The following is a 21,649-nucleotide window of genomic DNA, read 5'->3' as shown; positions in this document are numbered from 1 at the left end:
AGAAACCAATGACGGCCTACCCCGGTATGACTGTCCATTGTTTCAACGAAGAAACTTGCCTGGAAATGAGATTAAAGTAATTACTCACGCTACCGCCTTCCTGGTCAAACTCAGAAAGCCTGATACCGAAATCTTTTGCTTTTTCGATCATTGACAGATTGCTAACGATTTCTGTTCCGTCATGGCTAAGGGTGAAACTCTTTGCCGTAGTACGTTCAATGGTAATTGGGATCAACAACATTGGTGCATAGCGGGCTATCTGTTCACCATCCGCTTCAAACCACTGTAAAAGTCCCAACGCTAAGAAGAGAAGGTTGATACCCTGTTCTTCCTGAATCGTACGGGACTCCCGGTAAAATCTTAACAGCTTGTTCTCGAGTGACTTTTCTGTCTCCTTCACCCGCAGCTTTTTCGCTGTAGTTGGGTTAGAACTTCTAGTATCTAGGTCCGCTAAATCCAATTCGTCATCATTCTGAGGTAGCAGCTTCAACGACTTCGCTTCTTGAACTAACATGTTGTACAAAGAGTCCGGGTCTACATCGGTAATCTCAATTGCTGCACGGCTACCGACCCGATAGTTCAAAAACCTATTCCTCAGGCTAAGGTCGATGAGGCGTTTCCGAGCATTCTCGATGCGCAGCCTAATAAGACTAATGTCGTCCACAGAAGTCTCTCCTCGCTCGTAATTACGTCTGACCTTCACCGTGCCCTAACGCACATTATAGTAATGTTGCGTCTAAAACGTCAATACTCTACCAAGCGACTGACATCATTCCCTACCTATTCCCCCTTCTATCTCCTTAACAGAGCAAGCATGGCTGCACTCCTAGGGTGGTAAACATCATTGACTTTCTAATAACCGCACCATGTGATTGCTGTAATTGTGCAACAGGATGTGACTATGGCAAAGAAGGATTTTGTGACGTTTGACACCTGCTCAGGAAAGACTTTTCCGCCCGTTCGCAGGGTACACTATAACCATGAAAAACACTATTCCTACTCGTGTTTACGGCAAGACGGGCATCCAGATGCCCATCCTGGCGCTGGGTGGGGCGGGCGTGCTGCAAGACCTCAACCGCCGTCAGCAGGCGGTCGCCATCATCCGCGAAGCGATAGAGTCAGGCGTCTACTATTTAGACACCGCCGTGCAGTATGCCAACGGCAACAGCGAGATCATCTTCGGGGAAGCCATACAGGGCATCCGCAATAAGGTGTTCCTCAGCACCAAGAGCGCACGCCGCGATTACGATGGAGCCTGGCCTGAGCTGCAGGAAAGCCTCCGCCGCCTGCGCACGAACAGGCTGGACCAGTGGATTGTGCACCACGTTTCCTACCCACACGAGGTAGAGCAACTGTTTTCCCCGAACGGCGCAATGCGAGCCTTCCAGCAGGCGAAGGAACAGAAGATAGTGCGCTACATCGGCGTCTCGGGGCATAATGACCCGAGGGTCTTAAGGACAATGCTCGAACGGTTTCCCTTTGACATGGTGTTGTTCCCCTTGAACCCGGCGGAGCCGCATCACCCCCGTACCTTTGCTCGCGAGTTTCTGGAGTTCGCCGTGCAGAAGCAGATAGGTCTGGCGGTGATGAAGGTAATGGGCGTTGGGAGACTGGTGGGCGATGGGCGGTTCTCGGTAGAGGAGCTGTTCCGCTACACGATGAGCCATCCCGTCCACACAGCGGTTATTTTGCCCAACTCCCTGCGCGAACTGCGCGAACTGGTGCAGGCTGCCAGAAACTTCCGACCACTATTCCGCGAAGCCCGACGTCAGCTTGAGGAGCGAGCGAAGCCGTTCGCGATGCAGGTAGCCAGTATATACCACGAGTGGCCTTGACGGAGGAGTGATTGCGCTTACTCCTCCCCATACGCCTCCTCGATGGCTTTCAGCGGGTCGAACATCTCTTCGATCGGTCCCAGCTGGCGCTCGAGGACGCAGGGAGGCTCGTAGGTATCCAAATCCTCACCCTGCGCAAAGCCTTTGATGAGCTCCACCATGTACAGGAAGTTGCGCAAGGGTACGTCAGGTGGTACGCCGTGGTCTACGGTAGGGATATAGCGACTGAGCTCTCGGGCGGCACGGTAGCGTTTCACCACCTCCCGGCGCACCTCTGCCTTGCTGCGCATCAGCTCCCGTTTGTCGATGCCGCCCATCAGGAACAGGTGGGGATATTGACGCAGGTAACGCTCGGGGTCATTGTTCGCCGCAATCTCCACCGGAGTGCTTCCGTCCAGCGCGTTGGGATGGAACACGTCCAGAATCTGCCCGATGTAGCCGTCGGAGTCCATCATGACGCACTCCACCCCGCGCTCCTTGAAGAATCGGTACAGCCGACGGTAGCGGGGCAGCATGAACTCGCGCATCATGCAGGGAGAAATCATGGCGTGCGTTTTGAACGCCATATCCTCGTTCAGAATCACCAGGTCCACCTTGATCGCCCGCAGGGGCTCGTCGAACAGCTCCGTGATGAACCACGTCCAGTACTCCATCATCTCATGCACTAAGTTCGGCTGTTCCACGCACATCATGCAAAGCCCTTCGAAGCCCGCCCAGTCCCGCGCCGTCCACCACAAACCGGGAACGACAAGGGAAACCGGATTTTCGCTCTGGTTGCACTCCTCCACGCGGTCGCGCCAGCAGACGGTCGCCTGATACACGCGGTAGCCGTCGGGGTTCAGGGTGGGGCGTTCGTTCTCACCGGGCAGAGGGATAGTGCGTTCCGGCGTATGTGGGTCGAAGCGTTTTTTCATCTCCTCGAAGTCGTCAGATGTCTTTACGGGAAACTCCAGGTATCGTCTGGTGGCGAAACCCGCGGTGGGCTGATGGATAGCATCCATCCGCTTCACGCCCCAATGGTCGATCCAGATGCGCACGTTGCCGTGCTCTTCCAGCACCCGCTCCTCAAAGCGGGGGATAGGTCCGCAGTCGAACTTGCCGATGCCTGTGAAGCCTTCCTCACCGATGAACGCACTCCAGTGGCGGTACTGCTCTTCGGAAAGTCCCTGCTTGCGCCAGGCAGCGAAGGTGGACGCGCGAGGACCACCATAAAAGTATGGCATCCGGTCGGGCTGCTGTCCGCGAACGATAGCGCGGAATCGCTCGCGTGGAGTCATGCTGCGTCGTCTCCTCTCACAGGCTTTGCGGTCCTTGCTGTGCAATCCGGCGGAGGGTCTGCTTCACCTCTTCTGGCAACCCCACTATCTCCGCAAAAACGCCCAGCGGCTCTGGCATCTCCGCAGCGGTCACCCACTCCACTCGCAACCAGAAGCCCACCAACACGCGCGAACGAAACACGCCGTCCTCTAACACTGCACGCTCAAACTTGCCCGCGTCGTTCAACACGTAAAACTCCGGTTCCACCTCCGGGCGCGAGTCAATCAGCCAGTATTCGCGCACCCCGCCAGACTGGTATTCCCCGAACTTCTGCACGCGGTCGCGTTGCTGGCTCTCTTCCGAGACCACCTCTACCACCAAATCGGCAGCCCCCTGCAGCCGCTCGGCGGTGAGGCGGTGCAGGTTCGCCTGAGAAACAAACAGGATGTCGGGTTCCCGCGCGGAGCGTTCCAAACGCATCTCAAAGGGGGCAGAGCGAACCTTACCCAACCCATAAAAACTCACATAGCTGCTCAGCAGAGCGACCAGAAATTGAACGATATCCTGATGTCTATCTTTCGGTGGCATAAAGACGATAACCTCCCCCTCTACCCATTCCGCATGGGTATCTTCTTGGCTCCACGCCAGAAACTGCTCATAACTCATGCGGAGGCGACGGACCCCTTCGGGCGGGGACTTGGATACGGTTACCGACATAGTAAAACCTCCTGCCGCAGCCGTGATTCGGCAATAGGGCGACTTACTCCACAAACCATACTACCACCAAAGCGATTGCCGAGTCAATGAACCGCGGTCGCAGGCAGGAATCCCGGCGACAACGGTGAATGTTCAAAAGGGGTATAGCGAGTTCCGCCATGCCACGAGAAAGCAGAAGGGATTGGCAAAAAAAATTTTCTTCAAAGCCTCTCGAAACCCCTTTACAACTGCGCTCCAGATTGTGTAGAATATCTGCGCATGGCAAGGACAACACAATATATTGTGTGAGTAGCGATACAATATTACTACATGTTGTTTGCGCTGACTTTTATCTACTTTTTCCCAGCCCACTGGGCTGAGCCTCGCAGGAACGGGAGCCGGGGGTCAAAAAGCGATGTCGCGACCGGGATTTGTGCATCTGCATACGCATACGGAATACAGTCTGCTGGATGGGGCAAATCGCATCAAACCGCTTGTGCAGCAAGTAGCCAATCTGGGGATGCCTGCTCTGGCGATTACCGACCATGGCGTCATGAGCGGTGTCATCGAGTTCTACGAGGCTTGCCTTGAAGCAGGCATCAAACCTATCATCGGCTGTGAAGTGTATGTAGCACCCCGTAAGCGCACTGACCGCGACCCACGCAAGGACTCTTCGGCTTTCCACCTGCTTCTGCTGGCGAAAAACCTCACAGGCTACAAGAACCTGATACGCCTAAGCACTATTGCATCGCTGGAAGGTTTCTACTACAAACCGCGTGTCGACCACGAGCTACTGCAGGAATATTGCGAAGGATTGATTGCTACCAGCGGCTGCCTGAGCAGTGAGGTTTGTGTGGCGCTGATTAACCGCGATTACGACAGGGCGTTGCGCATCGCGGGCTTCTACCGCGACCTCTTCGGCAAAGAGAACTACTTCATCGAACTGCAGGACCACGGGCTGAGCGAGCAGAGGGCCATCCGCGACGGACTGGTGAAACTCTCTCGTGAACTCGGTGTCCCCTTGATATGTACCAACGACGTACACTACCTGACCGCGGAAGACGCCCGTGCGCATGACGTGCTGTTGTGTATCCAGACGGGCAAAACGATACAGGATGAAGACCGCCTGCGCTATGGCTCCAACGAATTCTACTTGAAAACCCCCGAACAGATGGCTCAGCTGTTTCCCGAACACCCGGAGGCGCTGGAAAATACTCTGCGCATTGCAGAGATGGTGGACCTGCGTCTGGACTTCGGGCGGGTGCATCTGCCCGAGCCGGACCTCCCTGCAGGGCACACAGCCATCAGCTATCTGACGCATCTGGCCCGGGAGGGGATGAGACGCAAATACCACCCGGTTACTCCTGAAGTGGAGCAAAGGCTGGCGTACGAGCTGGATGTCATTGAAAAAACCGGGTTTGCCCCGTACTTCCTCATCGTGCGGGATTTCGCTCAGTTTGCCCGCGACCGGGGGATTTTCTTTGGTGTGCGTGGCTCCGCAGCCGGTAGCATGGTCTCTTACTGCATCGGCATCACCGAGATCGACCCGCTCTATTACGGCTTGACATTCGAGCGCTTCTTGAACCCCGAGCGCGTGCAGATGCCTGATATCGACATGGACTTCGAAGATACGCGCCGGGATGAGGTGATTCAATACGTCACCGAGAAATACGGCAAAGACCGGGTAGCGCAAATCGGTACGTTTGGGACGCTGGGCGCCAAGCAAGCGGTACGCGATGTTGGCAAGGCACTGGGCATCCCTGCACAAACGGTGGATCACCTCGCCCGACTGATCCCTTCGGGGCCAAAGGTGACTATTGATTCAGCCCTGCAGGAAGACTCCGAACTGCAAGCATTAGTCGCCAGCGAGCCCAAACTGCAAGAACTCATCCAAATCGCCAGGCGTCTCGAAGGGGTCGCCCGACACATGAGCACTCATGCCGCCGGGGTAGTCATCAGCCGCGACCCACTGGCAGAGCACGTCCCTCTGGCAAGGGTAAGCGACGGACCACCGGTGACCCAGTACGACATGGGCTCGCTGGAAAAGATTGGCTTGCTGAAGATGGACTTTCTGGGGTTGACCAACTTGACCATCCTTGCCAAAACGTTGCGAAACATCGAGCTGACGCGAGGAGAACGCATCGACCTGCGCAGCATCCCGCTGAATGACCGCAAAACCTACGAGATGCTCGGACAGGGAGATACCACCGGTGTGTTCCAGCTGGAATCGCAGGGGATGCGGCGCAACATCGCAGAGTTGAAACCGACCGACGTGCGCGAGCTGGCAGCGATGGTCGCGCTTTATCGCCCGGGTCCAATGGACCATATCCCCCAGTATATCCGCTCCAAGCTGGGATTACAGCCCATCGTCTATCCGCACCCATCGCTGGAACCGATTCTCAAAGAGACCTATGGTGTCATCGTCTACCAGGACCAGGTGTTGCAAATCGTGCGCACGCTCGCCGGGTTTACCCTCGGGCAGGCGGATATCCTGCGCCGCGCTATGGGTAAGAAGAAATCCGAAGATATGGAGAAGATGCGTTCCAAGTTTATCGAAGGCGCGGTGCGCAACGGTATCGACGCGCAACAGGCAGAAGAGCTTTTCAAGCTGATCGAGCCGTTCGCGGGCTATGCCTTTAACAAGGCGCACGCGGTGTGCTACGCTATGGTCGCCTACCAGACCGCTTACCTGAAAGCGAACTATCCCGTAGAATACTTTGCCGCCCTCATGGCAGCGCACCTCGATAAACAGGACAAAGTGGTGCAGTATGTAGAGGAGTGTCGGCGGCGCAACATCCAGGTATTGCCCCCGGACATCAACCGCAGTGATGTGGACTTCACCGTGGAGGAGGGAGCCATTCGCTTTGGGCTGGGGGCTATCAAAAACGTGGGAAAGGCAGCGGTAGAGGTTATCCTGCGTGCGCGGGCAGATGGACCGTTCACCAGCCTTTTTGATTTCTGTGTGCGCACACTGGAGCAGCAGGGCAACTTCGGCAAGAGCACGGCGGAAACGCTTATCCAGGCGGGTGCGTTCCATTCTCTGGTACCCAACCGCAACCAATTGCTATCTGGTCTAGACGATACATGGACGGCGGCGCAACGCGCCGTACACAACCGACGCATCGGGCAGGAATCACTGTTCGCAGGGGGGCAGATGCAGGAAGTGGAGGCACCTGCCCTGCCGAGCGTGCCCGAATTCCCGCGCGAGCAAATACTCGCCTTTGAGAAGGAACTGCTGGGTGTCTATCTGGCAGACCATCCCCTGCGTTCCCTGCAAACACGCCTGAAGCAGCTGGGGGTGGTGCTCTGCAGCCACCTCAATGAGATGGCGGACGGTGCACAGGTGCGCGTCGCCGGGGTCATTACTGATGTACGTCCTCTGCGAACCAAGCGAGGCGACCGCATGGCAGCAATCACTCTGGAAGACCTCACCGGAACCGTCTCTGCCACCGTCTTCCCCAAGGTGTTCGAAGAAAACAAATCGCTGCTTGTCAAAGACAGCGTAGTGGTTATCGAAGGCAGGGTCAAACACCGCGATCGCTGGCGTGCGGAGGACCCGGAGTCTGGTGAAACACAGGCGCCGGTCGAACTGGTATGTGAAAAGGCGCACGCCCTGACTAACGGTAGCACACCAAACAACGGTAACGGCAACGGAAAACCATCTGCCCGCACACTGCATATCCGTCTGACGCCTGCCCACCGCCCCGCGCTGCGGGTGTTGCGAGAAATTCTCACCAGACATCCGGGCGAGGCGCGATTGGTGTTGCACGTTGATTCCGGCAGACAGCGGTATCGGGTGGTCTCGCACCTGAACGTGGATGTCAGCGATGACACTCAGCAGGACCTGGTACGCATCGTTGGACGCGACAGCGTCTGGCTTCAATAGACCACGCTTTATACACTATTTGTATATGGAGGAGCGCAAAAGTGTATCAGATTACTACTCTGGAACAGCCGTCACTGGGTAGTCCGGCAACACTGCGCAGCTACGTGATTCCAGCGCAGTCCCTATTACTGGACGAGGAACTGGCACCCAGTTTTCTGTCCTTGCATAATGCCCTCCGCCGCGTCTCCGAAGAACTGGCAGAGAGCATGACACAGGTGCTACTGGTGGTTTCGGCAGGATGGGTAACCCCCGATGCTTTCAATGTGGGAGCATGCACACAATATGCTGGGGTTTGTGAGGAAAACTTTATCGGAATCATACCATACAGTTATCATGGCGCCCCACAGCTGGCGCAGCTACTTGTAGAGCGAGGGGCAGATGCCTCCCTGCCGGTAAGACTGGTGGCGGAGCGGTGCGAAATGGACGTCAGCGCGGTAGTGGCGTTACGCGCCCTTCGGCTAAACGAACAGATGCAAGTGATACCACTCAGTATCTGCCCCTTATCTCTGCGCGACAGCTACCGTTGGGGACGTGTGCTTGCGGAAACTGCCGCAGCATGGGGCAAGCGTGTTGCCCTGCTGGCAGTAGGCGGGCTGTCCGGCAGATTGGATCATCGCGAGATTACCGCCGTATCGCCCGAAGGAAAGAAACACGATGAGCAGGTACTGCGTGTTCTGCAGAGCCGGGCGTGGAACGACCTGTTGAACCTGGACCCCCTGCTGTCGGCGCGGGCGCAACCGGTTGGCGGGATGCACCACCTGGCGGTGCTATCGGGCTTTGCCCAACAAGCACGGGAAGTGCAGGTATTGAGTTATCAGGGAATTATCGGTACCGGGAACGCTGTTGTCCGGTGCGTGTAAGGCTCTTTTGTGCTCCCCCCTCAACGCCTCTCGCACAATGCGAGGGGCTCTTTTTATGACGATGCATGGTAATCGGTCTGATGGACTACCAGCAACACCTTCACAATCTCGAGGCGTGAACATAACCACTGTAGAACCTGCTCGACTTGCGCTCTGTCGGGAGGAGGACAGTCCACAGACAAATCGTAGTGGGCGATGCGATGGTCCACCCACGCCCGGAAAGGCGCAGCAAGGTGTTTGAACTCCTCCCGCCACTGCCGAATCACCGACGGGGGAATCGTGGTGGCGCCTTCACCTGCGATTCGGTCAAAAAACCCATGAATTTCTGCACGTTGTGCCGGTTTCGCCTGAAGCAGCACACGGCGGCGGGACAGGCACTCCACATGAGTCTCCATCTCTGTCAGCAGCTTGACCAGCGAGACCGTTCGGTGCCGCGGGTTGGCGTCCACCAGGCGACGCAGGGCGAGAGATACCCCTACCAGGTACAGGGTATCTATCCACGAAATCCACTCTGGTTTTTCCCGAAGATGCTCGCGCAGTTCCGTATACAGCCGATGGTCCTCCTGCAGGCGCTGGTTCTCTGCCTCAATGATTGACAGCCAGCGTCGCCATTTGCGTCGCTTGCTGAGTTCATCCATCAGACGTCAAACAGCCCTCCCCACCCCTGCGAGACGGCTTCAGAGGTTGCCATTATCAAAGAAGGCTCCTCGCTCAGGATATCCACGGTCTGTAAGAGGTCCATCTCCCGCACGGTGCTGCGATGCAAACTGGGATTGTACTCCACATGCAACACGCGGTCCGCGCCTGCCTGTATCTCCTCGATATGCGAGATGATGATAATCTGTTCGAAACGGTCACGCAAGCGGCGCAGCAACTGCAGGGTATTTTCGCGGCGGTCAGCATCCAGCGAGCCGAACACCTCGTCCAGCACCAGCAGTCCTAACGGTTGACCGCTACGCTCGCATATCATCTCTGCCATTGCCAGGCGCAGGCTGAGATTCACGATGTCCTCTTCTCCACCCGAAATGATGGGCTTGGGGCGGTCTTCATCGTAGAGCGTGAACTCGAACTCTTCGGTAATCTGCAGTTGCGTGTAGCGCCCGTCGGTTAGCAAGTTCAGGAGCTCACCCGCGCGCTCCTGTAACTCCGGAACCACTTCACCGTTCAACAGGTCGGCAAAACTGCGCAGCCAGTTGCGCACGGTCTCATCGCGGCGCACCGCGCGTTGCAACTCATGCAGTTCGCGCAGATGTTCCTGCAAGCGCTGCCATTGCTCCTCGAGGGTAGCCACCTGCCCCTCCCGCTGCTGTACCCGTTCCTGCAGGACGCGCACCTGCGTTTCGGCATCCCGCAGCACGCTCTCGCACTGCTCGAACTGGCTCATGACGTGCTGGTACTCTTGCTCGTCGTAAGCCAGTTCCCGCAATCTCTGGCGCGTTTGCTCCAGATGCTCCGATGCAGATTGCAAAGCGCTCTGCAGTTCGCTGTGGCGCGTCTGCAGGCTGTCCAGTCGTTTTGCAATAGCGTACAATCGCAACGCCTCATCCCACGCCGGCTGCAGGTCGACCAGCTCTTTGCGCAGCTGTTCATGGAGTGCCGCATCGTAGCCCGACGGTAGCTGCTGCATCTCGGCTTCGGCGGTACGCATCGACTTCGTAAAATGTTCCAGCGCAGTGCGCAGCTGCTTCACCGTGTCCTGTACCTGCGCACTTTCACGCTGCCATCGGCTGAGGCGGTCCAGCCAAACCTGCCTCTCTGCCGTTGCCTGACCCACAATGGGCTGCAGTAGATCCACTTGACGACGTATCTGCTCGTGCTCCTGGGCGTTGTAAGTGGACGCCACCTGTTCGCGCTGCTGCGACAGTTCATCCATTTGCTGGCGAAGGTTCTGTACCTCCTGCAGCCAGCCATCCCGCTGGCGAATCTGCTCCTGCAATCGCGCGAGCTGCTCACGATATTGCTGCAGGTCGGTACGCGCCTCCTCCAGGTTTGCCCTGCACTGTTCAATAGCCTCGGTATCGCGTTCTGCCTCTGCCTTGCGGCTCAGCGCCGCCTGCAACCGCTTCTCCGCCTCCTGCAGTTCCATGTCAAAGTGCTTCACCACACTGGCGTACTCCTCGCCCAAACGGCGGGTGCAGACAGGACACTCGCCATCGGGTCCCAGTGCTTCCACGTTCTGGCGACGTCGCTCTATCTCCCGCATTTGCTGTTGCACGCTTTTCGCTTCGGCATCTGCACTGGCGATGGCGCTGGCACGTTGTTTCTCCAAACGCCCCAGTTCGGCTTCCAGTTCCCGCACGCGCGCCTCCGCCTCGTGCACCAGCGTACCCGTGCGCTGCACCTCGGTGTCGATTCCCTTTGTGGACGCAATCTGCTGCTCTATCTGCTTCAGTTGCCTGTGCAGAGAGGCGATTTGCGCGTCCAGCGCCGATAACTGCTTCTGCACAGCCAGTTTAAGGCTATCCATCTGCTCGAGCTTGCGTTGAAGGTCTTCTGCCTGCTTCGCCTTTTGCTCCAGTTCCTGCACGCGCTGCTCCTGAACGTTCAGTTCCTCTCTTTGGCTCTGCACACGGGATAGTTCCGCCTCCGCCTGCGCAAGCTGGGTTTCTTTTTCCTTTATCTGTACTGTCAGGTTCTCTATATGTACCCGCAGCTCGGCGCGACGTTGCTCATATCGCTGCAGGTCATCCAGCTGGCGCAGTTGTTCGCGCACCTGTTTGTATCGTTCTCCCTGCGGACGCAGCTCCTCCAGGCGCGCGCGGGCTGTCTGTGCCTCGGACAGCTCACCCTGCAGTCGGCTCAGCTCTTCCTGGCGGGTCTGGATGGTTTGCTCCAGTAGCTTCACCTGTGTTTGCAGGCTGTCGTAAGCTGTCTTTTTTGCCTGCCACTGCTCGGCAATTGGCTTCCGGCGCTCCCAGTCCGCTTTTGCCTTCTCCAGTGTCCGCTCAGCCTCTCGCCACTCAGCGCGCGCCGTCTGCAGCTCCTCCCTCGCCCGCTCCAGCCGTGCCTTTGCCTCCTCGGGACTGACAGGCAGTGATTGTTTGCCCTGCAGCTCCGCACGCCCCTTCGCCAGCTCGGCGTCCATCCACTTCACACTGCGGGTAACGCGTTCCAGTCCCAGCATCCGCAGTACTTCCTCGCGCCGACGCGCCCTGTCGAAGTTCAGGAAATCCAGCTCGCCCTGCTGTGCGAAGAACGAGGTGAGGAACTGGCGATAGGTCATGCCGCCAAGCAACCGCTGCACCATGCTGTTGACTGCCGTGGTGCCGTCCGCAAGTGGTTCCCGCTCCGATTGCAGGCGATACAGACGCGCTCCCTGCGCTGTGCGCTCGATTTCGTAGGTAGTGCCACCCAGTGAGAAGGTCAGCACCGCCTTCGGGTTCGTGCCTCTGCCTCTCTGGGAGCCACCATCCAGCAGGCTCAGAAACAACGGGCGCACCTCCTCTACCTTGCTGCGCAGCGCATCCGACCCGTACAACGACCAGCAGATTGCCTCCAGCAGGGTGCTTTTGCCCGAACCGTTTGCCCCGATAATGGCGGTAATGCCGTCTTCAAAGGTCAGATCCAGCTCCGTATACTGTCGGAAATTGGTGAGCTGTAAACGATGCACCTTCATGCGGATACCCCCTCACCTACCGCGCCCAGAGCCTGCAGTCCACGAGAGATGACCTCCTCCGCGCCGATTTCCACAGGCAGCTCGCCTTTGTGTTCCTCAACAAACTGTCGCCAGCGTTCCTCGATGGGTTGGGCTACACCTGTTTCCGATGTTTGTCCGCCCGCAGAGGGTGAGATGCGCGGAGCCGCGCGAAAATCCACCTGTACGTGGAAAGCATTCTCCATTCCCTCCACGATGGCGCGATGCACCCTCGCACGCTCCGAGTAGGGCAGGTTCAGGATGCGCACCCGCACCAGCGCATTGGCGGTATCTTCCAGCCTGGCTTCTGCCAGTATCTTCTCTATCGCCTCTTCTGTGGAGGCGCATTGCAGGGTGTCCACATCGGGCAGACTGACCACCCGGCGCGTTGGAACCGGTTGGTGACGGATAGCAAGATGCTTGCCCTTCTCGATCTCCACCCACACCCAGCCCTTCTCGCGGTTCTCGCTCCAGATGTTGGTGGTGGTGAACTCTGTCGCACCGGCATACGCCGCGTTGCGCGCCACTTTGCGAAAGTCGTGATAATCGCCGAGCGCAATGTAGTCCCACCGCTCATCCAGCACGCGCGACATCGGCAGGAAGAAGGGCGTGTAATCGTAGTTGAACATTCCCTGCAGGATACCGTGCACTGCGAGTATGTTAAAAACGAACCGCGGGTCAGGCTCTGGCTGCAGGTTCTGTTCTACCAGTTGCACGACACCAGCAGCGGGTATGCAAAACACCGCTGTCGAAAGGTCAGGCAGATGCACCCACTGCGGCATTCCGTACACGGATTTGATACCGGGTATCTCCTCGAATAGCGGGAAGACCGCACTGCTTTCGCGCGTGCGAGGGGTATCATGGTTCCCCCCCAAGATGATGAGCGGCTTGCCGCCGCGTGCTTCCTGAACCGTGCGCAACACTCGAAACGCCCGCCGCAATGACCAGATGCTCGGCACCTTCTTATCGAAAAGGTCCCCGGTAATCAGCACGAGGTCAGGAGACGCCTCCTGTATCGCCTTCATCGCATGGGCAAAAGCGTGATACACGTCTACCTCGCGCTGGTTCACTCCCGTTCTAGCATCTTCCTTAGACAGGGAACGATACCCCAGGTGGGTATCACTGATATGGGCAACAGTCAATACCTGTGCCATACTACGTCGCCTCCAGAGCCTCCACCACGAGGCGGTGCAACGAGGGAATGCTCACCTTGTGGTCTACCCGAAGATTGAATCCCCTGCCCCCCAGCGAGGTTGGTCGTACGACGATATTCTTGGAGGGGCGATAGAAATAGTCGTTTAACCCGCGACGGAGGTCGAAGTTCGCGGTGGTTATGGGATGCACCTGATAACCCAGATTGCGAGCAATACTCAGCGCTTTCAGAAACACCTCCGGTCCGATAACTGCCGAGCCGAAATTGAGGTAACATCCTTCCTTCATTTGAGCCACGCTGTGGCAGAATATTTTGAAATCTGTATAAGTTGCTAATCCCGTTCTTGCACCATCGCAGGCAGGATGCTGATGAATGATGTCGGTACCGATAGCCACGTGTATCGTCACGGGAACCCCCAGACGATAGGCGTTCGCCAGAATGCTGTACTCCTGGTAAGGCAGATTATGCTCCACAATCCACCGGCCAATGGCGTATCCCATCCCCTCTTCGGCGTAGCGATTGATGGCTTCATTCATGAAGCGTCCGGTCTCTTCCGCCATGCCAAAGGAGCCGTCCTCAATACTTCGTGGCACATACTCACTGGTCTCGCCGATCAACGCCATCTCGAAGTCGTGGATGGACACGGCTCCGTTGCCTGCCACGTGGGTGATGACCCCTCGCTTCATCAGGTCAATAATCAGCAACGAGAGCCCGCTTTTGACCACATGACCGCCCATCATCACGATGATTTGCTTCTTTTCCTTAGCCGCCCGTATTACCCGTCTGACCAGCTGCAGAAAGTTCCGATTCTGCCAGACGGGAAAATCCCGTGTATCGGCGATGAAATCCGACCGCTTGACCAGATTGTGGCGTTCGGCAATCGGATACGTCTTGATTCTGGACAGGTCAATTGTGCCTCTCTCCAATCGGGTTCACCCCCCTGTTCTTACCGTCTCACTTATTATTACCGCTTAGGAGTTACGCATTTACCGTGAACAGGTGGCTGGAATACTTTTTCGGCGACTGCGCAGACTATTTCCTGTCAAGCTGAGCGCAAGCGAAGCATCTCAGAACCGCAAAAGAGATTCTCCGCTTCGCTCAGAATGACAGATAATGCCGCTTTATATCGCAAAAATCCGCCGCAGTCTTTCAACTGCGAAACTCCTAACCGCTATTGCGCACCCGAAGATTCCTCTCCATCACCAGGGCGATAGCACCGCGCCATCGCGAGGCCTCGGCGAGCAAGCGCCCCGTCTGCCTGATGATTGTTTCGGGGTTGCAGCCCCCCCGGCGATGACGTAAGGACAACCTGCCGGGAGGCTTGCCCCAAACATCATGATGCTGATGCTCAATCGCTCCAGAACGGCGGTTCAGGCGTCCAGACACCGGAGGCGGCGTCGGGCGCATACACGTCCATGCCGAAATAGTTGCCCAGAGCCTCCCACAGCACATCGCCCACGGAGCCCAGCGTCATTGCCACATGGTGCGGGAAGTGCCGACACAGCACGTCTCTGTAGAATCGCTGCAAGCCGGGAATGCGGCACCATCCATACGCCCCAAAGGTCTTCGCACGGTTCTCCTCAATCGTACCTTGTGCCAGCGCCGCTTTCCACTCGCCATCTGCGCTCTGCGTGATACGGCACAGGGTGACCGGTCCCTCTTTCACCTCGAACTCGATCACTCCGGTCGCGTTATCACGCCCGGTCGTGGTGGCGATAATCTCCTGTACGCCGATGCGCGGAGGTGTCTTGGCGAAAGTGGTGGGATACACGCCGCAGTGCCACAGGTTCGCCAGCTCGGGGTCTTCGTTGTGCAGATTGTTCCAGTCGGCAAGGGTAGCCGGTGCGCCGGATGCCAGCAGTGCGGCGTGCATGGACAGCGTGCCCATAATGTCCGACTCGCACGCGCATGGGATGCCCCGGTCTCCCAGTCGGCTCATTGTGGTGCAGGTACAGATGCCCAGGTTCATCTGGATCGATGTCCAGCACTGGATTGCCAGTGCGTCCAGCCCCTTCTCTTCGATGAAGCGCTCCACAAACAGCTCGAAGCGCGCCATCTTGTTCACTACCTCTGCAGGCACGCCCTTGGCATCCGCGTACTGGGCAATCTGTTGCATCTTCTGCTGCACCTCCGCGCTTTCGGGGTCCATGCGCTGGACAGCAGCGATTGCCTCGGACAAGTCCAGAGTGACCACCGTCGGTCCCAAACGCTGGAGCATCTTCTCGTCGAAGCGGCATGTCCAGAAAGCATCCGGACGCGCACCAATCTGCCCATATCGCGCCTTGCGAATACCGTTGACCACGCGGCACACGGCGGCAAAGCGCAGGATGTCCTTCTTGAACGCTTCTTCGCGAGGGAACAGGATGGGCACCCGTCCTACCGTGTACTCCACACCCAGCTGACGCAGCGCCTCCCCGATCGAGAGCAGCCCGCAGAACGAGTCGCGGCGTGGGGTACTGGGTGTAAGCACTTCCTCTTCCTGGCATCCGAAGATGTAAATCGGCACGTTCAGGTCGGCGGTTTTGATAGCAGCGGCCACGCCTTGCTCATCGCCGAAGTTCACCGCCGCGACCACAATACCGTCTACGCCTTGCTCACGGAAGAGTTTGCCCGCGATGTATGCCTCCTTCAGGGTTTCCACACAACCCAGTTTGGTCATGCTTTCATCTGGCACGACCACTTCGATGCCTGCTTCGCGCATCGCGGTAATGGTCTCATTGCGCATCTTCGCGGCGAGCTCGTCGCTGAAGAAACCGCGGTTTGCGGCGATTAGTCCAAGTTTTATGCGCGGAAGTTGTACCATTGAATATCCCTCCTCCCTGCAGTTATGCATTCATGAAGTGATTCTCTTTCCGATATCGCTTTTTCCTGCTCACGGTTGGAGAAGGGTTTAAGGTTCGGAGGGCCCTCGCCCATCATGGGTGTCCGGCGGATTTATCGAACACCCTCTGACCGACTAAGGGTGTTCGTGGAATCGCCTCGAGGTTTGTTCCAGCGAATGAAGCGACACTTTCCTGTCATGCTGAGCGCAAGCGAAGCATCTCTGCGCCTCAAAAGAGATTCTTCGCTTCGCTCAGAATGACAGATGATGTCGCTTTGTGTCGCCAACTCTGCAAGACTATTACAATTGCCTGACTCCTACCATGTCTCGCACACCCTCTGACCGACTTGCCTTCCAGAACGCTTCGGGGTACAATCCTGTAAAAAGCCTTTCCGGCCTCAGAAGGAGTCAAGAGGATGAGTGAGCATTCCATCACCGAGCAACAGGTTCTGGATGCGCTTCGTTCAGTCGTAGACCCTGACCTGCACCGTGATATCGTCAGCCTCGGCTTTGTGAAAGACGTGAAGATATGCGACGGCAACGTGGCTTTCAAGATAGAGCTGACCACCCCTGCCTGTCCCGTCAAGGACCTGATGAAATCACAGGCTACTCAGGCGGTATTGCAGCTTCCCGGCGTCAAGTCAGTCAACGTGGAGATGACCGCCAGCACGCGTTCTCGCAGCATCGGGGCTGAGGACCTGCTGCCGACCGTTCGGCAGGTGGTGGCGGTTGCCAGCGGCAAAGGTGGTGTCGGTAAGAGCACCGTAGCGGTCAACCTCGCGGTCGCTCTGGCGCAGCTGGGCGCGAAGGTCGGATTGCTGGATGCCGATGTATATGGCCCGTCGGTTCCGCTGATGATGGGCACCCGTGAAACTCCTCCTGTTATCAACGACAAAATCATCCCCATCGAGCGCTACGGCGTGCAAATGATGTCGCTGGGGTTCTTGTTGCCCGACGATAGTGCCGTCATCTGGCGCGGTCCCATGGTCGCAGGCACGGTCAGGCAGCTGCTGACCGACGTGGAATGGGGAGAGAAAGACTACCTGATTGTAGACCTGCCTCCGGGAACAGGTGATGCCTCCATCACACTCTCGCAGTCCGTACCCATAACTGGCGTTGTCATCGTTATGACCCCTCAAGACGTGGCATTCACTATCGCGGGAAAGGCGGTAGCCATGTTCCGCAAGATGGAAGAAACTCTCCGGCGGCCTATACCCATACTGGGTATTATTGAGAACATGTCGGGCTTTGCCTGCCCACATTGCGGTCAGGTCACCTCTGTTTTTGCCGGTAAGGGCGCAAAATACGCTGCGGATAAACTGCAAGTACCGTTCCTCGGCTCCATCCCGCTGGACCCGAACATCTCCGTCAGCGGGGACGAAGGTGTGCCTGCAGTGGTAGCGCACCCCGAGTCCGCACAGGCGAAAGCCTTCCGCGAGATTGCACAGGCGCTGGCGGCACAGTGCAGCATTCACAGCATGGCAGACCATACGCTCCTGCGCGATATACCGTATATGGAGAGGGGCTAGGCACATGATGGCAAACATGCGCTTACTGGGTGCGCACATGCCCACCACAGGTGGTCTTCATAAGGCGATTACTTCGGGTCATGAGATCGGATGCACCGCCGTTCAGCTGTTCACCACCAGCCCGCGCCAGTGGCGTGCGCGCCCTCTTTCCGAAGAGGAGATTGCCGCTTTTGATGAAGCACGCCAGCAGACAGGTATTGATACCATCATATCCCATGACTCCTATCTGATTAACCTCGCTGCTCCGGACAAGGATGTTCTGCAGCGTAGTCGCGAAGCCTTTCTGGACGAGCTGCGGAGGGCTGAAGCGCTGAACATCCCCTGGGTCGTCACACACATGGGTGCGTATCTCAACTCGTCGGAGGAGGCGGGTCTGGCGACACTGGGCGAAAGCGTGCGCTTTCTTCTCCAGCAAACCGAAGGTTTGCGCGTGGGTATCGCCCTGGAAACCACTGCCGGTCAGGGAACCAACCTGGGCTATCGCTTCGAGCATCTGGCTCGCATCATCGACATGGCAGGAGGCTCGGAGCGTATTGGAGTGTGCTTCGATACCTGTCATGTGTTCGTGGCTGGCTATGATATCCGTACCTTTGAGGCATTATCTGCCACGCTGGATGAGTTTGATTGGATTATCGGTCTGCAGCGGCTGAAGGTGATTCACGTCAACGACGCGAAGAAGCCTCTGGGAAGTCGTGTAGACCGCCACGAGCATATCGGCGAAGGTGAGCTTGGACTGGAGACTTTCCGCATCCTGTTGCACGAACCTCGCATCGCACACGTGCCGGTAATCCTCGAAACGCCGGAGCCCGAAAAAATGCATCCCGTCAACTTACAACGGCTGAAAGAGCTTCTCAGCAGCTTTTAGTCAGGACGGCGCTGCAGAGTTCGGCTTGCCTTTTAGTTGAATTCCCGTTTTGTTTGTCTTCTTACTGTTTATAATAAACTTAGACAAGAATCACGTGGTACATGTAAAAAATTTACCAAAATTTTCAGTTTGTGTGGTGAAGCGCTTGACTTCTGCGCATGTGTTGTTATAAGATTAAAGAGCAGGGTCAACCGTCAAACCATTACATGCGACCATGGCAGTGAAAACCAAACATGGGAGGGAATGCGACATGCCCGAGGTGAACATGTATGGCTTCCAAGCCAGACGTCCCAAGACCGAGCGACTTCTGACATTGATGAAGGAAATCCGCCAGCAGGAGGACCTGACGCCCAAGCGATTGGCGGAAAAGCTGGGAGTGTCTGAACGCACGGTGTATCGCTACCTGCGGCTGCTCGAGAACAACGACTTGCTGGCAAAGCGCTACAGCCGAAGGCAAAGGCAGTACATTCTGGAGCCTCAGACCTCCCTGGAACCCATCCGGTTCACTCCGCAAGAGGCTCTCGCTCTGGAGATTGCGGCATCCAACCCTGCCATCATGCAGGGTAGTATCTTCGCCAAAGACCTGCAGAGCGCAATGAACAAAATCCGCTCCATGCTCGATGCCGCAACCCAGCGTGAGGTGGACCGGCTCAAACAGCACGTGAGCATCGACACCGACACCTACGCCAACTACTTTGCCTTCCAGACTATCATGCTCACGCTGCAAAACGCCTTCGCACTCAGACGTAAGGTGCGTATTCGTTACTGGGCTGCCTCTACCAATCAGGAGGAGGAAATCGTCATCCATCCGCTCCATCTCACCTTCCGTGAGCACCACTGGTATCTGCTTGCCTTCTCCGAGCGACACGGCGAGGTAAGGCTGTTCCGCGTGTCCCGCATCCGCGAGGCGGAGATGCTGCCCCAGAAGTTCCGCAAGCCCACTCGCTTTGACCCCGACACCTGGTTCGAGCGGTCGTGGGGTGTGTGGGGTAAGACCGACGAAGTCATCGTGAAGGTGAAGTTCTCGCCTCGTGTGGCGCATATCGTGCGCGACACGCATGGAAGGCGATTCTACAAGATGGAGATGCAACCGGACGGCAGCATGATTTGCATTGCGGAAACCTATGGCACCAAGGAAATCTCATGGTGGATACTGTCATGGGGACCCGATGCCGAGGTGCTGGAGCCGGAGTACTTGCGGCAGGAGTTTGCGAAGATGACGCAGGCGATGGCAGCGCTCTACGCTCCTCAGGGCACAGCCGCTACGTCCGGTGGGATGTAACGTCGCCTCGTCTCCCGCATGTAAGGTAGGAGTGTGAAACGTCCTTCCCCGCGTGGGGAAGGACGTTCCGTTTCAAACAAACACCGTCACGAGGGGCAAAAAAAATAACCGCCTTGTTCAGGCGGTCTGCGGACTGCGGTTGCTGTTGCCGCAGAAGGGAGGGCTTTCCCTCAATCGAGCTGCCGTCACTATTATTGACGCAGCCTCAGCCCTCAGGTTACAACTTTTTTCAGCGACTGGTTATTTTTGCAACCTCGCCAGAGATTCTCTCAGCGACGCCGCAGTCTCTTCCGCCAGAGTATCGTTGATAAACGTGCCAGCCTGCTCGGAACCCGCCAGATACTTCAGTTTGTCGCGAGTACGGTTGAAGGGATAAAACTCCACATGGAAGTGATAGCTGGGGCTATTCACCTCTCGCGCCGGCGACTGGTGCAGCAGCATAATATAGGGGATGGACATCTCCCACAGATTGCGCAACGTGCGCGTCACCACAGAGAGCATCTCCGCCAGCGACCAGTGCTCTTCCGTGCTCATTTCGGGCAGGGTACCGACGTGGCGCACGGGTACCACATGCACCTCGTAGGGGAACCGCGCAAAGAAGGGCACAAAAGCTACAAAATGCTCATTGCGGGTGATAAGCCTTCGCCCATCCTGCAACTCCTGCTCCATCACCGCACAAACCAGACACTTGCCGAACTGCTCATAATACTTTCGCGCGGACAGGATTTCCCTCTCGATCAACGGAGGCAGGAACGGATAGGCATATATCTGCCCATGCGGGTGCGGAATCGTCACGCCAATCTCTTTGCCCTTATTCTCAAAAATCAACACGTACTCCACGAAGGGATAGCTGGACAACTCCTCAAAACGGTCTGTCCAAACTTCCACCAGTTTTGCAATCTGTTCCACCGACAGGTCCGCCATCTCCCCCTCGTGCTGAGGAGTGTAAAGCACCACCTCACACACACCCTGTGCCGGCATGACCGGGGTCAGCGGGGTAGCCTCGACGGCAGGCTCCGGTGCGCTGCGCTGGAGTGAGGGGAACCGGTTCTCAAAGACGACAATCTCGTAGTCGGGATAGGGAACCTCTGTTTCCATGCTGCCCGGTCGGGTTGGACAGAGCGGACAATACTCCTTCGGAGGCAGGAAAGTGCGTTCCTGACGATGCGTTGCCGTAATCACCCACTGCTCCAGATACGGATGCCACCGCAGCTCCGACATGTATCATATTCCTCCACACGTTGTCTGCACCAGATGTTGACATCCGTATTTTAGAGAAGACGTGAACAATTCCCTTCGACACCGTGCAGGGATAACGGCTCTGATGGGAAAAATTACATCTGTGCCAACAAGGCTGAAGTGAGGCGAAACAGGTCATGCGAGTGCTGGAACTGATGCATACTCATGTGGTCACGGTACAGCCAGAGGATACCCTTCGGGATGCAGTGGACAAGATGGACCTTTATCAGGTCAGCGGTCTGCCCGTCGTGGACGACGAAGGTCATCTGGTAGGTGTCATCACCGAACATGACATCATCCGGGAGCTTCTCCCCCAGCCCGATAAGGCGACTACGGAGGAAAGCTACCGCACCGAGTGGCAGGACCTGCCCACCCGCGCGGCGCGAGTGCGTGGTATGCAGGTCAAACAGGCAATGACCAGTAACGTCATTGCGGTAGACGAAAACACCGACGTACTGGAGGCTGCCGCCATTATGCTGCAGAAAAAGGTCAAACGGCTGCCTGTCACCGCCGAGGGCAAACTGGTGGGCATTATCAGCCGCATCGACATCTGTCAGGCAGTGCTGGAAGACCGATTGTGAGGAGGATAATG

16 protein-coding genes are annotated in these 21,649 nt (G+C 57.1%); 7 read left to right on the top strand and 9 right to left on the bottom strand.

Annotated features, from left to right (window positions below; translation table 11 throughout):
* Window positions 1-16: 16 nt before the first annotated feature.
* Window positions 17-664 carry a DUF4011 domain-containing protein gene (locus tag K6U75_00270; protein MCL6473473.1) on the bottom strand — a complete coding sequence of 216 codons (648 nt, stop codon included), beginning with the start codon at window positions 662-664 and terminating at the stop codon, window positions 17-19.
* A 316-nt stretch (window positions 665-980) separates the two neighbouring features.
* On the opposite strand from K6U75_00270, the gene K6U75_00265 reads away from it, so the two are divergent.
* The gene (locus K6U75_00265) at window positions 981-1,835 is read left to right on the top strand and encodes an aldo/keto reductase (GenBank protein ID MCL6473472.1); all 855 of its coding nucleotides are present in this window, start codon (window positions 981-983) and stop codon (window positions 1,833-1,835) included.
* Window positions 1,836-1,852: 17 nt separating this feature from the next.
* Here K6U75_00265 and K6U75_00260 read toward each other — a convergent pair whose 3' ends face one another.
* Together K6U75_00260 and K6U75_00255 are read right to left on the bottom strand one after the other, a co-directional pair.
* Window positions 1,853-3,112: a hypothetical protein gene (locus K6U75_00260; GenBank protein ID MCL6473471.1), complete on the bottom strand. Its 1,260-nt coding sequence runs from the start codon at window positions 3,110-3,112 to the stop codon at window positions 1,853-1,855.
* A gap of 16 nt (window positions 3,113-3,128) precedes the next feature.
* Window positions 3,129-3,809 (bottom strand): Uma2 family endonuclease, encoded by a 681-nt coding sequence (locus K6U75_00255; protein ID MCL6473470.1) that lies wholly within the window; start codon window positions 3,807-3,809, stop codon window positions 3,129-3,131.
* Window positions 3,810-4,203: 394 nt separating this feature from the next.
* On the opposite strand from K6U75_00255, the gene K6U75_00250 reads away from it, so the two are divergent.
* Both K6U75_00250 and K6U75_00245 read left to right on the top strand, forming a co-directional pair.
* Window positions 4,204-7,674, top strand: coding sequence for a DNA polymerase III subunit alpha (locus K6U75_00250; protein ID MCL6473469.1), 3,471 nt, complete (start codon window positions 4,204-4,206; stop codon window positions 7,672-7,674).
* Window positions 7,675-7,715: 41 nt separating this feature from the next.
* The gene (locus K6U75_00245) at window positions 7,716-8,534 is read left to right on the top strand and encodes a hypothetical protein (protein MCL6473468.1); all 819 of its coding nucleotides are present in this window, start codon (window positions 7,716-7,718) and stop codon (window positions 8,532-8,534) included.
* A 53-nt stretch (window positions 8,535-8,587) separates the two neighbouring features.
* Here the strand turns inward: K6U75_00245 and K6U75_00240 are convergent, their stop codons facing one another.
* The 5 genes from K6U75_00240 to K6U75_00220 form a co-directional block, all read right to left on the bottom strand.
* Window positions 8,588-9,172, bottom strand: coding sequence for a hypothetical protein (locus K6U75_00240; GenBank protein MCL6473467.1), 585 nt, complete (start codon window positions 9,170-9,172; stop codon window positions 8,588-8,590).
* Entirely contained in the window at window positions 9,172-12,150 is a 2,979-nt protein-coding gene (locus tag K6U75_00235; protein MCL6473466.1) for an AAA family ATPase, read from the bottom strand. Before K6U75_00235 ends, K6U75_00240 begins: the two co-directional genes overlap by 1 nt.
* Complete coding sequence (locus K6U75_00230) at window positions 12,147-13,322, bottom strand: exonuclease SbcCD subunit D (GenBank protein MCL6473465.1); 1,176 nt, start codon at window positions 13,320-13,322, stop codon at window positions 12,147-12,149. Before K6U75_00230 ends, K6U75_00235 begins: the two co-directional genes overlap by 4 nt.
* 1 nt (window position 13,323) lies before the next feature.
* Window positions 13,324-14,247: a hypothetical protein gene (locus K6U75_00225; protein ID MCL6473464.1), complete on the bottom strand. Its 924-nt coding sequence runs from the start codon at window positions 14,245-14,247 to the stop codon at window positions 13,324-13,326.
* A 422-nt stretch (window positions 14,248-14,669) separates the two neighbouring features.
* Window positions 14,670-16,124 carry an L-fucose/L-arabinose isomerase family protein gene (locus K6U75_00220; GenBank protein MCL6473463.1) on the bottom strand — a complete coding sequence of 485 codons (1,455 nt, stop codon included), beginning with the start codon at window positions 16,122-16,124 and terminating at the stop codon, window positions 14,670-14,672.
* A 434-nt stretch (window positions 16,125-16,558) separates the two neighbouring features.
* On the opposite strand from K6U75_00220, the gene K6U75_00215 reads away from it, so the two are divergent.
* The 3 genes from K6U75_00215 to K6U75_00205 all read left to right on the top strand — a co-directional run bounded on the left by K6U75_00215 (window position 16,559) and on the right by K6U75_00205 (window position 19,818).
* Window positions 16,559-17,671, top strand: a complete 1,113-nt coding sequence (locus K6U75_00215) for an Mrp/NBP35 family ATP-binding protein (protein MCL6473462.1) — start codon at window positions 16,559-16,561, stop codon at window positions 17,669-17,671.
* A 16-nt stretch (window positions 17,672-17,687) separates the two neighbouring features.
* The gene (locus tag K6U75_00210; protein MCL6473461.1) at window positions 17,688-18,536 is read left to right on the top strand and encodes a deoxyribonuclease IV; all 849 of its coding nucleotides are present in this window, start codon (window positions 17,688-17,690) and stop codon (window positions 18,534-18,536) included.
* A gap of 250 nt (window positions 18,537-18,786) precedes the next feature.
* Window positions 18,787-19,818, top strand: a complete 1,032-nt coding sequence (locus K6U75_00205; protein MCL6473460.1) for a transcriptional regulator — start codon at window positions 18,787-18,789, stop codon at window positions 19,816-19,818.
* 240 nt (window positions 19,819-20,058) lie between these two features.
* Here K6U75_00205 and galT read toward each other — a convergent pair whose 3' ends face one another.
* Window positions 20,059-21,039: a galactose-1-phosphate uridylyltransferase gene (gene galT, locus K6U75_00200; protein MCL6473459.1), complete on the bottom strand. Its 981-nt coding sequence runs from the start codon at window positions 21,037-21,039 to the stop codon at window positions 20,059-20,061.
* Between the two features lie 155 nt (window positions 21,040-21,194).
* Between galT and K6U75_00195 the strand changes: the two genes are divergently transcribed.
* Window positions 21,195-21,638 carry a CBS domain-containing protein gene (locus K6U75_00195; GenBank protein MCL6473458.1) on the top strand — a complete coding sequence of 148 codons (444 nt, stop codon included), beginning with the start codon at window positions 21,195-21,197 and terminating at the stop codon, window positions 21,636-21,638.
* Window positions 21,639-21,649 lie beyond the last annotated feature (11 nt).

Source organism: Bacillota bacterium (genome assembly GCA_023511455.1).
Classification (GTDB): Bacteria; Armatimonadota; HRBIN16; order HRBIN16; family HRBIN16; genus HRBIN16.
This window is presented reverse-complemented; position numbering and strand designations above follow the sequence as displayed.